This window comes from Microbacterium gorillae (genome assembly GCF_050990725.1).
Lineage (GTDB): Bacteria > Actinomycetota > Actinomycetes > Actinomycetales > Microbacteriaceae > Microbacterium > Microbacterium gorillae_A.
Genome location: NZ_CP158844.1, coordinates 3,507,827 through 3,522,526 on the forward strand (window position 1 = coordinate 3,507,827; position 14,700 = coordinate 3,522,526).

Consider the following 14,700-nt stretch of genomic DNA (forward strand, 5'->3'; position numbering starts at 1 on the left):
AATAAACCCCCGCGGCGCAGGCCGCGGGGGTTCGTGAAGACGGATGTCAGATCATCTTGGTGACCTGGTCGAACGACAGCTCCACCGGAGTCTCGCGCTCGAACAGGGAGACCAGCACGGTGAGCTTGCCGCTCTCCGGCTTGATCTCGGAGATCGTTCCGGGAAGGCCGGCGAACGAGCCCTCCTTGATGGTGATGGTCTCGCCGATCTCGAAGTCGACCTCGGCGGTGACACTGCGCACCGGGGCAGAGCCGCCGGCTCCACCGGACTTCGCCGATGCGGACTCGCGAACCTCGACGAGGGACTTCAGCATGTTGAAGGCCTCTTCGAACCGCAGCGGTGTCGGGTTGTGGGCGTTGCCCACGAAGCCGGTGACACCCGGGGTGTGACGGACGACCGACCAGGTGTCCTCATTGAGCTCCATGCGCACCAGCACGTAGCCGGGGATACGGACGCGCGTGACCATCTTGCGCTGACCGTTCTTGATCTCGACGACGTCCTCCATCGGGACCTCGATCTGGTAGATGTCGTCCTCGACCTCGAGCGTCGCCTTGCGCTGCTCGATGTTCTGCTTCACCTTGCGCTCGAAGCCGGCGTAGGAGTGGATGACGTACCACTTGCCCGGAAGGGTGCGAAGCTCCAGCTTGAACGCCTCGTACGGATCCTCGTTCGACGCGTCAGCGTCGTTCTCGTCGGACTCAGACTCGGACTCGGCGACCACGCTGCTGTCCTCGGCGATCGCGTCCACCTCGGCCGATGCGTCGCGCACCGATTCCGTGAACTCCGGGTCGAGCACGGGCTCATCCGGCTCGCCGTTGATGTCGGGACCGTCGTACGGGGTCACGTCCTCGTCCTCCTCCAGAGCAGGGTGTGCATCCAGGAACGCGTCGGCTTCCGCCTCCAGCGCCTGCTCGTTGTCATTGTCGAAATCATCGTCCGAGGCGTCCGCCTCGTCATCGTCGTTCTCGTCATCGATCACGTGGATCGCGGCGGTTTCGGCGGCATTACTCGCCCGGTCTTCGACCAGATCGATATCACCGGTCTGGTGTTCGTCGACTTCGCTGGACTGCTCGGCCGTGGGGCCCCAGTCGGCGTCGTCGTGGAATCGTTCGGACACGGACTCTCCTTCGGTCACATCAGCCGGTCATCCGCAGTCGCACCGTGCGGGATTGCTCGGAATCTTACTCCGGCGAGCCGAACACGTACTGGGTGAGCAGGGTGAAGAGCGTGTCGAGGCCGTAGACGAGGGCCATCATGACCACCACGAAGCCGAGCACCACGAGGGTGTACTTGACCAGCTCCTGGCGCGTCGGGGTGACGACCTTGCGAAGTTCGCCGAAGACCTGACGAATGAAGAGCGCGATGCGAGCGAAGACATTCAACTTCTTCTCACGGGTGGCGCCGCTGGTCGTCGCGACATCGTCGCGCGAAGCGTCCTGATCCATCCTGCATGCACCTTTCATTGCCAGCGTGCGCTGAGCGCAGGGCGGACAGGAATCGAACCTGCAACCTGCGGTTTTGGAGACCGCTGCTCTGCCAATTGAGCTACCGCCCTAGAGATCCGGGGATCTCACGGGAGATGTCTGCATCTGCTGTGCGAGGCACAGCGAAACAATGCAGACATCGACTGCGTATCCCAGCATAGGGCATGCACACGACAGTGGCGAACCGAGGGCGGCTGTTGCCGCGTCCCGCGCGTGTCGCTTCCGCTTCGATCGCCGGCGCGCCGGATCTGTCCGCGGACCGCGAAACCGCGCGCTCGAACCCGGGTGCGCCCTTCCCCCGCTGATAGGCTCGCCGTTCCGGCGGAGCACGGTCTCCGCCGCCTGTTTCCAACGAATCCGAGGGTGGCGTGAGCACAGACGAGCAGCACTTCCAAGTCGACCTGCGCGGTGTGGTCGACCTGCTCAGCCGGCACATCTACTCGGGTCCGCGCGTGTACCTGCGCGAGCTGCTGCAGAACGCGCGCGACGCGATCACGGCCCGCGGTGAGGTCGACGGTAGCGGCGGACGTATTCGCATCACCCCGCTCAGCGACCGCTCCGATGAGTTCGTGCTGCGCGATGACGGCGTGGGCCTCACAGCTGACGAGGTGGGCGAGCTGCTCGCCACGGTGGGGCGCAGCTCGAAGCGGGACATCTTCGACCTGCCGCGTCACGAGTATCTGGGCCAGTTCGGCATCGGCCTGCTCAGTTGCTTCATGGTGGCCGACGAGATCGTGATCCGCTCTCGCAGCGCACGCGGCGGCGACCCCGTCGAGTGGTCCGGACGCACCGACGGCACGTTCACCGTGTCCCCCGGTCCCGCCGACACCCCGATCGGCACCAGCGTGCACCTGCGTCCGCGATTCGGCTCGGAGGACCTGCTGCGCACGACATCCGTGATGCAGCTCGCGCAGACGTTCGCGGAGTTCCTCGGTGTGCGCATCGACATCGATCTGCCCGGCGGCGGGGAGAGCCGTATCGACCGGGCAGCGCCCTTCCTGGACGCCCGCAGCACCCCCGACGCTGCCGTGGAGTACGGTGCCGAACTGCTGGGCACCGCTCCCTTCGCCGTGGTGCCCATCGACGCCGCCAGCACCGGAACACGCGGGCTGGCCTACGTGCTCCCGTACGCGCCTCCTCCCGGTTCGCACCAGGCTGCGCGGGTGTACCTCAACCGGATGCTGCTCAGCGAGCGCGTCGATGACCTGCTGCCGGAGTGGGCGTTCTTCGTGCGCGCCGTGGTGGATTCCACCGCGCTCTCGCCCACCGCGAGTCGCGAATCACTCGTGGAAGACGACGCGCTGGAGACCACCCGCGCCGACCTCGGTCAGGCGATCCGACGCTGGATTCTGGATCTCGGGCTGTCCGCGCCCGAGCGGCTCGCGCAGTTCGTCGCGATCCACGAGGTGTCGCTGAAGGCGCTGGTCCGCCACGACGATGAGCTGGCGCGCTTCATCACTCGCTGGCTGAGCGTGGAGACCACCAGCGGACGGATGACCATCGGCGACCTCGTCACGCGATTCCCGTCCGTCCGTTACGCCGCCACGGTGGACGAATACCGCCAGGTGGCGGGGTTGGAGAGCGGCGCCGGTCCGCTGGTGAACGGCGGCTACCTGTACGACTCCGAGATCATCGAGCTGCTGCCGGAGCTGTTCCCGGCCGTCACCGTGGAGCGCGTCGACGTGCTCACGGAGTTCGAACGCCTGGATCCGCCGCCCTTCGATGATCGTCCGTCGGCGATCTCTCTGGAGGACCGCGCCACCGCCGCGCTGGCGGACGTGGACTGCACCGTGATCGTCCGCTCCCTGGAGCTCGAGGACGTCCCGGCCGTCTATGTCGCCGACCCCGCCGTGCTGCGCCGCATCGACCGCGGACGCGCGCGCGGCGCCACCGGCGGACTGTGGTCGTCGGTGCTGAACACCATCGATGACGCCACCGCGGGCGTGCAGGAAGATGCGGCCACGAGCGCGCGGCTGTGTCTGAACTGGGCGAACCCCGTGGTGCAGAGCCTGGTGCGGGCCGAGGGTGAGCCGTTCGATCGGACCGTCCAGCTGCTCTACGTGCAGGCGCTGCTGGCCGGACACCGACCGCTGGCTCCGCGCGACCGCGCCCTCATGACGCGCGCCCTCGGCGCAATGATCGACCTGTCCGCGCGATCCGCGGACTGAACACCACCGCAGGAGTGACATGACCACGGCCAGCACCCGCATCCGCGAACTGTTCGCACAGATCGACATGACCCCCTGGGGTCCCGAGGAGCAGTCGCTCGTCGCGGAGGCGGTGAAGCTGTCGGTCGAGCTCGGCGATGAGGAGCTGGAGTACCGCGCGCGCATGCGGCAGACGTCATCGGCGAACATGGCCGGCGACACCGAGCTCACCCTCAGCTCGTTCGCCTGGTGTCTCGCCCGCCACGACGCCGATCCGGTGCGCTTCCCCACCGACATCGGCTCCGGCGCGGATCTGATGTGGCAGTTCAAGTGGATGGCCGGGTCCCTGCGCTGCTCCCCCGCGTTCACGGAGGAGCAGATCGACGCAGTACTGGACGACATGGAAGAGCACTACCGCCGCGAGGGTCTCGGTCTCAGCGGCGTGTGGATGGCGCGCTTCGAAAGCTCCTGGTCGCGGGGACGACTCGACGACGCGGAGAAGTATCGAGCCCTCCTCACCAGCACGCCGCGCGACGAGCACAGCCACTGCGACGCCTGCACGCGCAGCCAGCTCGCCGGCTTCTTCGTGGATCAGGGTCGCGCGGACGAGGCGCTGGCGCTGATCGATGAACTCGTGGAGGGCGGCTTCAGCTGCGCCGAAGAGCCCGAGCATGCCCTTGCCCGAGGACTGCTGTCGTATCTGCGCGCCGGACGCGTGAACGATGCGGTGCTCGCCCACCGTCGCAGCTATCGACTGGCGCGCACCGATCCCGACAACCTCGCGATCGTCATGCTCAATCTGCAGTTCGTCGTGGTCACCGGGAACTATCCCCGGGCGCTGGCGATGGTCGAGCGTCACCTGGCATGGCTCGCGCACGACGGTCTCAACGACGACGCCCACGCTGTCGCTCTCGCGACGATCGCGCTGGCGCTGGAGGCCGTGGACAGCGACGGTCACGGGGATGCCGTGGTGCGTGGCGCAGATGCTCCCTCCCTCGTCCGGTTCTTCGGCGAGCACGAGGGCACGTGGACGGCCGCGGAGCTGGCCGCTGCGGCGGGTGCCGGAGCCGATCGGATCGCACGGCTCTTCGACGCGCGCAACGGCAACACCAGCTTCAGCGAGCGCATCGCCGCGATCCGCGACCTGCGCGACGAGCGCATCGAGGTTCCGCTGGGATCGGAGGGGTACGCCCCGCAGGCCGCAACGGACGCCCCGGCGACCCCGGAAGACCGACTGCACCGCGCCGTGTGCCTCGCCGACTGGGGCGCCGCCCCCGAAGCCATCGCCGCCGCGACCGCTGCGCTGGCGGATGGCCTCGACGTCGCGCGCTTGCACGGCATCATCGTGGGCGCCCATGCCGCGCGCGACGACTGGGACGCGGCCACCGCTGCCCTCCCCGCCCGCATCGACGCGCTGCAGGCCGCCGGCCGCGACGCTCAAGCCGACGTGGAGGCGATCGCGGGGCTTGCCCTGTACGGACGGACCCAGGAGGGCGACGCCGAGAGCATCGCGACTCTGCTCGCCCGCCAGGATCTTCCGGACGAAGCCCGCGGTGACCTGGAACTCGCCGTGGCGTCGGAGCGCGTGGACAATGCGGACACCGAGGGAGCGATCACCCACACGCTTTCCGCGATCGGTGCCTTCCATGACGCCGGGCTCGAGGATCGGGCGGCCGCCGCGGAGATGGTGCTGCTCTCCCTGCGCGCCGGCAGCGGCACACCGGTGCTCGACGACATCGACGCGCTGCTGGAGCGACCCGCGCTCACCGCGGGCAGTCGCGGCCGACTGCTGGAGCTGCGCGCGCGACTGCGCGGAGCTGCCGGCGACTACCACTCGGGCGCACTCGACGCCGATGAGGCCAGCCGCATTGCGGCATCGCTGGGCATCACGGCCGACGTCTACACGGTCTACGGACTCGCCGCGATGCTGTTCCACGATGCCGGGGCGCCCGCAGAAGCGGCGGCCCGGTACCGCGTGGCGGCACGGCTGGCCGAGTCCGACGGCAACCCGCAGCAGTACCTGACGCTGCGCTATCAGCTGGGTGTCTCGCTCATGAACGCCGGGGACGCCGGAGAATCCGCCGAGATCCTCGGCGACACGCTGAGTCGCGAGACGGAGCTCGGGGTTCCCGACGCATCGCGCGGGCAGACCGCGGGTGCGCTCGCCCAGGCACTGGAGCTGGATCAGCAGTTCGAGGACGCGATCGGTGCCTGGCAGTACGCGGGTGAGCTATTCGCGGCCGGCGACGACCACGTCATGTCCGCGCACTGCCACGTGCACGCCGGGCGGCTGTTCGGGAAGTTCGGCATGCACGAGGAGTCCGTGGAGGAGCTCACCGAGGCCGTCACGATCGCCCGCGCCCACCCCGACGAGGGTGAGCTGCTCATGCGCTCACTGCACCTGTTGGGCCAGGCCACCGGGGCGGCGGGTGACCCTGTGTCCGATGCGCACCTGGACGAGGCGTATGCCTTGGCCGAAGCCGAGGGCAACGCCTGGACGATGGCCGACATCACAGATTCCCGCGCCCGCGCTCGTGCGGCACGCGGCGACGTGGACGGTGCTGTCGCCGCCGCGCTGCAGGCGGCCGATGCGTTCGTCTCGGCCGGGGATTCGGACGGTGCCGCGGGCAGCGAGCTGTTCGCGGGGCGCGTGCTGGCCGGAAACGGTCGCGCCGCCGACAGCGTTCCGGTGTTCCGCGCGGCGCTGGAGCACGCCGATCCGGAGGGCCCGCTGCGCCAGCTGTCGGCCATCGAGTTCGGCGAGGTCCTCGCCTCCCTCGGCCGCCACGGCGAAGCCGCCGAGATCCGCGGCATCGCCGACGCCTGAGCCGGGAAACGCCGAGGCCCTTCGTCTCGTCGCAGAACTCCTGCCACGAGCCGAAGGGCCTCCGACTGCCTGTCAGGCGGTGCGGATGAGCTTCTTGTTCACGAACTCGTCGGCCGCAAGCGTGCCGAGCTCACGACCGGTGCCGGAGGACTTCACACCACCGAACGGGAGCTCGGGAGCGTCGGCCAGCACCAGGTTCACGTACACCATGCCGACGTTGAGCTTGTTGGCGACGCGGTCGGCCTGCTCGGGGTCCGTCGTGAACACGTAGGAGCCGAGCCCGAAGGGCGTGTCGTTCGCCAGGTCCACAGCGGCGTTCTCATCCGCGACGCGGTAGACCACGGCGGCGGGGCCGAACAGCTCCTCGCGGTACACGTTCATCTCCGGCGTGACGTCGGTGAGCACGGTGGGGTGGAAGTACGCCCCCTCGCGCTTGCCTCCGACAGCCAGCGTCGCACCCTGCGACACGGCCTCGTTGACCTGCGCCTCCAGGCGCTCGGCCGCGACGAGCGACGACAGCGGACCGAGAACGGTGTCCTCCTCCGTGGGGTCGCCCACCACGGCATCGCGCATGGCCGCCGTGAACTTCTCCAGGAACGCGTCGTACAGACCGTCCACCACGATGAAGCGCTTGGCACCGTTGCAGGCCTGACCGGTGTTGTCCAGTCGGGCATCGACACCGGCCGCGACCACCGCGTCCAGGTCGTCCGCGGCCAGCACGATGAACGGGTCGGAGCCGCCGAGCTCCAGCGCCACCTTCTTGAGGTTGCGTCCGGCGACCTCGGCCACCGCGGCGCCCGCGCGCTCCGAACCGGTGAGCGAGACGCCCGCGACACGGCGATCGGCGATGATGTCCGCCGACTGCTCGTTCGTGGCACGGATGTTGACGTACGCGCCCTCCGGGAAGCCGGCGTCGAGGAAGATCTGCGCGATCGCCTCGGCGGATTCCGGGCACTGCGGTGCGTGCTTCAGGATCACCGTGTTGCCGTTCATCAGGTTGGGCGCGGCGAAGCGAGCGACCTGATAGTACGGGAAGTTCCACGGCATGATGCCGAAGATCACGCCCAGGGGTGCCCGACGGATCACGGCGGAGCCCTCACCGCCGGAGATGAGCTCGATCGGCTCATCGGCGGTGAGCTTCTCAGCCATGTCGGCGTAGTACTCGATGATGTCGGCCGCGAACTCGGCCTCGCCCACGGCGGCGGCCTTCACCTTGCCCATCTCGCGCACGATGATGTCGCCGAGCTCCTCGGCACGCTCGCGGTGCAGGCGCGCCGCGTTGCGCAGCAGGCGCGCGCGCTCCGCGGCGGACGAGTTGACGGCCCAGTCGCGGAAGGCGGCGGATGCGGCGGCGACGGCGGCGTCCACCTCGGCAGCGGTGGCGGTGGCGTACTCGGCGACGGTCTCACCCGTGGCGGGGTTCACGACGGCATAGTCGGTCATCGGTTCATCCTTTCGATCAGCTGACGGGGATCAGGGTGTACTTCGTGGACAGGTACTCGTGGATGCCCTCCAGGCCGCCCTCGCGGCCCACACCGGACTGCTTGACGCCGCCGAACGGCGCAGCCGCGTTGGAGACGACGCCCACGTTGAGACCCATCATTCCGGTCTCGAGCTTGTCGATCATGCGCTGTCCGCGCGCGAGATCCTGCGTGAAGACGTAGGAGACGAGGCCGTACTCGGTGTCGTTGGCGAGGCGGACGGCCTCCTCCTCGTCCTCGAACGTGGCGATCGCGAGCACCGGCCCGAAGATCTCCTCGCGGAGGATGTCGGAGCCGGCCACCACGCCGGTGACGACGGTGGGCTGGAAGAACGACCCCTCCCCCGCGATGGCCTGGCCACCCGTGGTGACCGTTGCGCCCCGGGTGACGGCGTCGTCGACGAGCTCGACGGCCTTCGCGACCGCGTCATCGTCGATGAGCGGACCGATGGCGACGCCGTCCTCCGTGCCGCGGCCGATCTTCATCGCCGTCACGCGCTCCGTGATGCGGCGCGAGAACTCCTCGGCCACGGACGAGTGCACGATGAAGCGGTTCGCCGCGGTGCAGGCCTGGCCGATGTTGCGGAACTTCGCCGCCATGGCGCCCTCGACGGCCTTGTCCAGATCGGCATCATCGAACACCACGAACGGCGCGTTTCCGCCGAGCTCCATCGACACACGCAGCACGCCGTCGGCGGCCTGGGCGATGAGCTTGCGGCCCACCTCCGTGGAACCGGTGAAGGAGAGCTTGCGCAGCCGCGGGTCGGCGAGGATCGGAGCCGACAGCGCCGATGAGCGCGACGTCTGCACGACGTTGACCACGCCGGCGGGGAGCCCTGCCTCCTCCAGAAGCTTCACGAAGAACATCGTGGTGAGCGGGGTGAGTGCCGGCGGCTTGATCACCACGGTGCACCCGGCCGCCAGCGCCGGCGCGATCTTGCGCGTGGCCATCGCGAACGGGAAGTTCCACGGGGTGATGAAGAAGCACGGCCCCACCGGACGCTGCGAGACCACCATGTTGCCGGTGCCTTCGGGGTTCAGTCCGTACCGGCCCGCGATGCGCACCGCCTCCTCGCTGAACCAGCGGTTGAACTCGTTGCCGTAGGTGACCTCGCCCTTCGCCTCGGCAAGGGGCTTGCCCATCTCCAGGGTCATCAGCAGGGCCAGGTCGTCGGCGCGCTCACGTACCAGGTCGAAAGCCCGACGCAGGATGTCGCTGCGAGTGCGCGGGGCCGTCGCCGCCCAGGAGTCCTGGGCGGCGACAGCGGCGTCCAGCGCGCGCTTGCCGTCGGCGGCGCTCGCGTCGGCGATGACCTTGATCACCACGTTGGTGGCGGGGTCGCGAACCTCGAAGGTGCGTCCCTCCTCCGCCGCGACCCACGCGCCATCGATGTACAGGCCGTCGGGAACGTCGGCGAGGAGTGCTGCTTCGCGCTCAGTCATGAAAATGTCTCTTTCTGTGGGGGGATCGTCAGCGGGTCGTGCGCTGGCTGGGCGGTGCGTCCATGCTCAGCGTCTTTCCTTGGAAGAACGCGGGAGACACGGCGCGCATGACCAGCATCAGCACGGCGCCGAACACGAGCAGGCCGATGCCGATGAAGAACACGATGCCGATGCCGCCCTCACCATCGGCGTTGGCACCGATCGCGATGGAGCCGTAGTCGGGCGCGAGGCTGTCGATCGCGGTGATGACGAACAGCACCAGCAGGATCACGCCGCCGACGAGGGGGCTGGCGAACTTGAAGAAGAAGTCCTTGCCCGAGTCGAACCACTGGTGGCGGAAGTACCAGACGCACGACAGTGCGGTGATGCCGTAGTAGAAGCAGATCATCATGCCGAGGGCGAGGATCGTGTCCCACAGCGCATCCTCGCTGAGGAAGCGCATCACGGCGTAGAAGCCTCCCGCCACGATGGCCGAGGCGATCGTCGCGAAGCCCGGGGTGAAGAAGCGCGGGCTGACTCCGGAGAACTTCTTCGGCACGGCACCGTAGTGACCCATCGCCAGCAGCGTGCGCGCGGGCGAGATGAAGGTCGACTGCAGCGACGACGCGGACGAGGTCAGCACCGCCAGCGACAGCAGGAACGCCAGGCCGCCCATCACCGGACCGGACAGCGCGAAGAACACGTTGCCGCTGATGTCCTCGTTGGTGAGTCCGAGTTCGCCGTCTCCGATGCCGGAGTACATCAGGCTGCTGATGGTGAGCAGCAGGTAGATCGCGATGATGGAGATCACCGTGAGCATGGCCGCGCGTCCGGGCGTGCGCTCCGGGTCCTTGGCCTCTTCGTTCATCGTGAGGGTGACATCCCACCCCCAGAACATGAAGACCGAAGCCGACAGGCCCATCACGATCATCGAGATGCCGCCGTCGATGGCGAACGGGTTGAACCAGGAGAACTCGGGAAGGTGCGGGTCGAAGCCGCCACCGTTCACGACCTGCACGATCGCCATCACGGCGAACACCACGAGGATCACGACCTGGAACGCGACGAGGCCGTACTGCAGCTTCTGCGAGGTGGACACGTCACGGTACGACACCCAGGCGGCGAGCGCCACGAACACCAGACAGACGCCCACGTTGACGAACGGGTTGCGGGTGATCTCCGCGATGGCCTCGTTCCCGGAGATCTGCGAGATCAGCAGGAAGAGGAAGTCCACCGCGATGCCGGCGAGATTGGACAGCACCAGGATGGTCGCGACGATCAGACCCCAGCCGGCCATCCAGCCGACGTAGGGACCGAAGGCGCGCGTCGCCCAGGTGAAGCTGGTGCCCGAGTCGGGCATCGCCTTGTTGAGCTCGCGATAGCCGAAGGCCACCAGGAGCATCGGGATGAAGCCGAGCAGCAGGATCGCGGGCACCTGGAACCCGACGGCGCCCACGGCGCCACCGATTCCGGCGGTGTAGGTGTATGCCGGGGCGATGCAGGAGATGCCCATGACGAGAGCACCGAGCACGCCGACCGTTCCGACGCTGAGCCCCTTGCGGGAGATTCCTCCGGTGACAGGATCCGGCTCGCCTGCGGCCGGGGAGAGCTGAGACTTCGCTGACTCGCTCATGGTCATGCTCCTTCGGGACGTTCGCGGGGCACGACGATCATCGGCACCGGCAGTTCGTGCAGCATGCGCGCTGCGGTGGAGCCCAGGAACAGCCGACGCGGCTGTGCCAGGCGGCTGGAGCCGACGAGGGCGACCTCGTTCGCGTCCCAGTCGAGGTGTTCGACGGCGTCCTCGATGCTGCGGCCTCGGGCCACCTCCACCGCGACGGTCTGACCGTCGGGCAGGTTGGCCGTGGCCTCGGCCTGGATCTCGTCGGCACGATCACCGGCGGCGATGCGCGCCTCGTCGGCGGACATGCCCCCCGGCAGATCCATGGCGGCCAGCGACAGCAGTCGCAGCTCCGCCTCCAGAGCGCGTGCCAGGGCCACGGAGCTCTCCAGCAGGTAGTCGGAGCCGGAGCGATTGCCGACGGCGCAGGTGATGCGGGAGATCGGGTGATCCGCATCCACGCCGCCGGAGGTGGCGAGCGCCACCGGCACCGGCGAGGAGTGCAGGAGCTGCTGAGCCACGGAGCCCAGCGTGTAGCGACCGAACCGGCCGCCGCCCGCACCGCCGATGACGATCATCGACGCACCGAACTCGTCAGCCGCGGCGATCAGGCCCTCCCCGAACGACTCGGCGAAGCGCACGTGGGCACTTCGCGTGACTCCGGCGGGAACATGCACAGCCGCGTCCCGCAGCCACTTCTCGGCCTGCGTGCGCAGATACTTCTCGTAGGACTTCTCCGGCGGAACGATCGGGCTGCGGGTGCCTTCGTTGGGCAGCACGATCACCAGGTGAAGCGTCGCACCGAGCCCCGCGGCGAAGCGAGAACCCAGGCGCAGCGCGTCGCGGCCGGCGTCGGTGGCGGTGTATCCGACGACCACCGAGCCGCTCATGCGCGGACCCGGGCGACGATCTGCTCGGCGACCAGGCGACCCATGCGGATCGCGCCGTCGACGTGCTGGAATCCGGCACCGGCCATGTCGGAGCAGGCGAAGTGGATCGGTCCGACCGCCTCGCGCAGGTCCTTGCCGTAGCGGCTGAGGCCACCGAGGTCGAAGCTGGCGGCGTACGCGCCACGCGTCCACTCCTCCGAGCCCCAGTCGCTTTCGTAGTAGACCACGGGGTTCTTCGCCTCTTCGCCGTAGTAGTGCGAGAGGGACTCGAGGATACGAGCCTTGCGCTCGTCGGCGCTCAGCTCGAACACGCCGTCCGCGTTCAGGTCCGAGACGAATCCCACGAGGGTTCCTCGCTCGTCGCCGTAGTTGGTGTTGTCGTACGCCTCGTGCGAGAGCTCGTAGGGGCTGAACGCCGTACCCGACAAGCCCTTGTCGCGCCAGAACGGGGTTTCGTACACGGCGTGAACCTTGATTACGAAGCCCATCGAGATGTGCTGGTGCATCTGGTGCTGACGACGCGGCAGCGCGGGCACGAAGGAGATGCGGTCGTACAGAACCGGAGCGTGAGCGAGCAGCGCCTGGCGGGCGTGGACCACCATGCCGTCCGCACGAGCGGTGACGCCCTCATCGCCCCACTCCAGGAAGCGCACGGGCTGCTCCAGGAAGACGTCTTCCCCCAGACGCTCCGCGAGCAGGATCGGAACCTGCTGCAGGCCGCCGACCACGCGCTTGTCGAGGATGAAGTCCGCATCAACCAGGTGCGAGTAGCTGCCGGCGGACGCCGCCATGTGCAGCGACTGCAGCAGCGAGACGGTTGCGACGGGCTTGGTGAGCATCGCGGAACCCGTCGGGAACGCGAGGTTGCGGATGGCCTCGTCGTCGGAGGTCTGCGACTTCAGCCACTCCAGCCAGGAGATCGAGTCCCACTCGGCGGCCTTCGGGTGCGCCCAGGGACGATCCGCGTCGACCTCCGCCGTCATGGCATCCAGCAGCTCGGTGATGCGGTCGATCTCGCGGCCGGTCTCCTCCGACACCGGGAAGTGCTCGCCGGTGAACCGGGACAGCGTCCCGTCGGGTCCGACGTAGACGCTGTCGCCCTCGCGGTAGCGGTCGTAGGTGGACAGCCCCAGCTCTGCCACCGTCTCCTGAAGTGCGGTCTGATCCGGGCTGATCCACTGTCCGCCGATCTCCAGCATCGCGCCGTCGATCACGTCGGTCCACAGCCGCCCGCCGACGCGGTCGCGCGCCTCGAGGACGGCAACGGACAGACCCTGCTTGCGCAGCTCGTTCGCTGCAGTGAGGCCGGCCGCGCCGGCTCCGATGATGACGACATCGCGAGTGATCTCGTTCATGAATGCTCCCTTGCTCTCATACTGCGAATTGCGGGCGCGCATGTCGGCTGCGCGGTTGTCGAATCCCGGCCCGGCGCCCCCCAAGAGCGCCGGGACGGGCGATTTCAGGCTGCGGCGAGTGCGCCGAGCACGACGTCCAGTCCCTCGTTGAGAAGGGCGTCGTCAATCGACAGCGGCGGGAGGAAACGGATCACGTTTCCGTAGGTGCCGCAGGTGAGGACGATGACGCCCTCCGCGATCGCCCGCTTGGCGATCGCACCGGCCAGCGCACCGTCGGGCGCGCCGGTGGCCGGGTCCACGAACTCGACGCCGATCATGGCGCCGAGACCGCGCACCTCGCCGATACGGTGGTCGCTCGTGGCGGCCTCCTGCATGCGGCCGACCAGGATGCGGCCGATCTCCACCGCACGGTCTGCGAGGTTCTCCTCCTGGTACGCCTCGATGGTGGCGAGGGCGGCAGCACACGCGACGGGGTTGCCGCCGTAGGTGCCACCGAGGCCGCCGGTGTGGCTGGCGTCCATGATCTCGGCACGACCCGTGACACCGGCCAGCGGCATTCCGCCGGCGATGCCCTTGGCCGTGGTGATGAGGTCCGGCTCGATGCCGAAGTGCTCGCTGGCGAACATCGCGCCGGTGCGGGCGAATCCGGTCTGCACCTCGTCGGCGATGAAGACGACGCCGTTGGCGCGGCACCAGTCCACGACGGCGGGAAGGTAGCCGTCGGCCGGGACGATGAAGCCGCCCTCACCCTGGATGGGCTCGATGATCACGGCGGCGAGGTTGTCGGCACCGATCTGCTTCTCGATCATCGAGATGGTCTTGGCCGCGGCCTCGGCACCGGTGAGTCCGTCGCGGAACGGGTACGAGGCGGCCGTGCGGTAGACCTCGGGGGCGAACGGGCCGAAGCCGCTCTTGTAGGGCATCGCCTTCGCGGTGAGCGCCATCGTCAGGTTCGTGCGACCGTGGTAGCCGTGGTCGAAGGCGAGGACCGCCTGACGACCGGTGTGCTTGCGGGCGATCTTGATCGCGTTCTCGACGGCTTCAGCGCCGGAGTTGAACAGCGCGGTCTTCTTCGCGAATGAACCGGGCGTGAGCTCGTTGAGCTTCTCGGCGACGGCCACGTACGACTCGTACGGCGCGATCATGAAGCAGGTGTGCGCGAACTGGGCGATCTGCGCCTGGACGGCGGCGACCACCTTCGGGTGCGCGTTTCCGACGGTGGTGACGGCGATGCCGGCACCCAGGTCGATGAGCGAGTTGCCGTCGGCGTCGACGACCACGCCGCCACCCGCTGCGACGGCGGCCACGGGCACGGTGTGTCCGACACCGGAGGGAACGGCTGCGGCCTTGCGGTCCAGCAGCTCCTGCGAGCGCGGGCCGGGGATTGCGGTGACGAGGCGACGCTCCTGCGGGAGCGAAGGTCCGCCGAGGGGGGTGGTCTGGGTCGCGTCGATGAGGCTCATGGGGCCGAGCG

Annotated in this window: 10 protein-coding genes and 1 tRNA gene; 2 read left to right on the forward strand and 9 right to left on the reverse strand. The window is 68.5% G+C overall.

Features of this window, described 5'->3' with window-relative positions; translation table 11 throughout:
* Nucleotides 1-46 precede the first annotated feature (46 nt).
* The 3 genes from nusG to ABTV68_RS16255 form a co-directional block, all read right to left on the reverse strand.
* Entirely contained in the window at nucleotides 47-1,117 is a 1,071-nt protein-coding gene (gene nusG / locus ABTV68_RS16245) for a transcription termination/antitermination protein NusG (RefSeq protein WP_433674732.1), read from the reverse strand.
* 64 nt (nucleotides 1,118-1,181) lie between these two features.
* On the reverse strand, nucleotides 1,182-1,445 hold the full coding sequence (secE, locus tag ABTV68_RS16250; RefSeq protein ID WP_433674733.1) for a preprotein translocase subunit SecE: 264 nt from the start codon (nucleotides 1,443-1,445) through the stop codon (nucleotides 1,182-1,184).
* A gap of 37 nt (nucleotides 1,446-1,482) precedes the next feature.
* Nucleotides 1,483-1,555 (reverse strand) — tRNA-Trp (locus ABTV68_RS16255).
* Between the two features lie 297 nt (nucleotides 1,556-1,852).
* Between ABTV68_RS16255 and ABTV68_RS16260 the strand changes: the two genes are divergently transcribed.
* Entirely contained in the window at nucleotides 1,853-3,652 is a 1,800-nt protein-coding gene (locus tag ABTV68_RS16260) for an HSP90 family protein (RefSeq protein WP_433674734.1), read from the forward strand.
* Nucleotides 3,653-3,671: 19 nt separating this feature from the next.
* Nucleotides 3,672-6,458 carry a hypothetical protein gene (locus tag ABTV68_RS16265; RefSeq protein WP_433674735.1) on the forward strand — a complete coding sequence of 929 codons (2,787 nt, stop codon included), beginning with the start codon at nucleotides 3,672-3,674 and terminating at the stop codon, nucleotides 6,456-6,458.
* A gap of 72 nt (nucleotides 6,459-6,530) precedes the next feature.
* Here the strand turns inward: ABTV68_RS16265 and ABTV68_RS16270 are convergent, their stop codons facing one another.
* From ABTV68_RS16270 to gabT, 6 genes are all read right to left on the reverse strand, one after another.
* On the reverse strand, nucleotides 6,531-7,901 hold the full coding sequence (locus ABTV68_RS16270; protein ID WP_433674736.1) for an NAD-dependent succinate-semialdehyde dehydrogenase: 1,371 nt from the start codon (nucleotides 7,899-7,901) through the stop codon (nucleotides 6,531-6,533).
* Between the two features lie 16 nt (nucleotides 7,902-7,917).
* The gene (locus ABTV68_RS16275) at nucleotides 7,918-9,381 is read right to left on the reverse strand and encodes an NAD-dependent succinate-semialdehyde dehydrogenase (RefSeq protein WP_433674737.1); all 1,464 of its coding nucleotides are present in this window, start codon (nucleotides 9,379-9,381) and stop codon (nucleotides 7,918-7,920) included.
* Between the two features lie 28 nt (nucleotides 9,382-9,409).
* Nucleotides 9,410-10,993: an APC family permease gene (locus ABTV68_RS16280; RefSeq protein ID WP_433674738.1), complete on the reverse strand. Its 1,584-nt coding sequence runs from the start codon at nucleotides 10,991-10,993 to the stop codon at nucleotides 9,410-9,412.
* 2 nt (nucleotides 10,994-10,995) lie between these two features.
* Nucleotides 10,996-11,871 carry a universal stress protein gene (locus ABTV68_RS16285; protein WP_433674739.1) on the reverse strand — a complete coding sequence of 292 codons (876 nt, stop codon included), beginning with the start codon at nucleotides 11,869-11,871 and terminating at the stop codon, nucleotides 10,996-10,998.
* Nucleotides 11,868-13,226: a flavin monoamine oxidase family protein gene (locus tag ABTV68_RS16290; RefSeq protein ID WP_433674740.1), complete on the reverse strand. Its 1,359-nt coding sequence runs from the start codon at nucleotides 13,224-13,226 to the stop codon at nucleotides 11,868-11,870. The genes ABTV68_RS16285 and ABTV68_RS16290 overlap by 4 nt, the downstream gene beginning before the upstream one ends.
* A gap of 104 nt (nucleotides 13,227-13,330) precedes the next feature.
* Nucleotides 13,331-14,689, reverse strand: coding sequence for a 4-aminobutyrate--2-oxoglutarate transaminase (gene gabT / locus ABTV68_RS16295; RefSeq protein ID WP_433674741.1), 1,359 nt, complete (start codon nucleotides 14,687-14,689; stop codon nucleotides 13,331-13,333).
* Nucleotides 14,690-14,700: the final 11 nt, after the last annotated feature.

What these genes read in the sequence shown, in the direction of transcription:
- secE (WP_433674733.1), bottom strand. Translation starts at nt 1,445, where the DNA reads ATGGATCAGGACGCTTCGCGCGACGATGTCGCGACGACCAGCGGCGCC.
- ABTV68_RS16265 (WP_433674735.1), top strand. Translation starts at nt 3,672, where the DNA reads ATGACCACGGCCAGCACCCGCATCCGCGAACTGTTCGCACAGATCGAC.
- ABTV68_RS16270 (WP_433674736.1), bottom strand. Translation starts at nt 7,901, where the DNA reads ATGACCGACTATGCCGTCGTGAACCCCGCCACGGGTGAGACCGTCGCC.
- ABTV68_RS16275 (WP_433674737.1), bottom strand. Translation starts at nt 9,381, where the DNA reads ATGACTGAGCGCGAAGCAGCACTCCTCGCCGACGTTCCCGACGGCCTG.
- ABTV68_RS16280 (WP_433674738.1), bottom strand. Translation starts at nt 10,993, where the DNA reads ATGAGCGAGTCAGCGAAGTCTCAGCTCTCCCCGGCCGCAGGCGAGCCG.
- ABTV68_RS16285 (WP_433674739.1), bottom strand. Translation starts at nt 11,871, where the DNA reads ATGAGCGGCTCGGTGGTCGTCGGATACACCGCCACCGACGCCGGCCGC.
- ABTV68_RS16290 (WP_433674740.1), bottom strand. Translation starts at nt 13,226, where the DNA reads ATGAACGAGATCACTCGCGATGTCGTCATCATCGGAGCCGGCGCGGCC.
- gabT (WP_433674741.1), bottom strand. Translation starts at nt 14,689, where the DNA reads ATGAGCCTCATCGACGCGACCCAGACCACCCCCCTCGGCGGACCTTCG.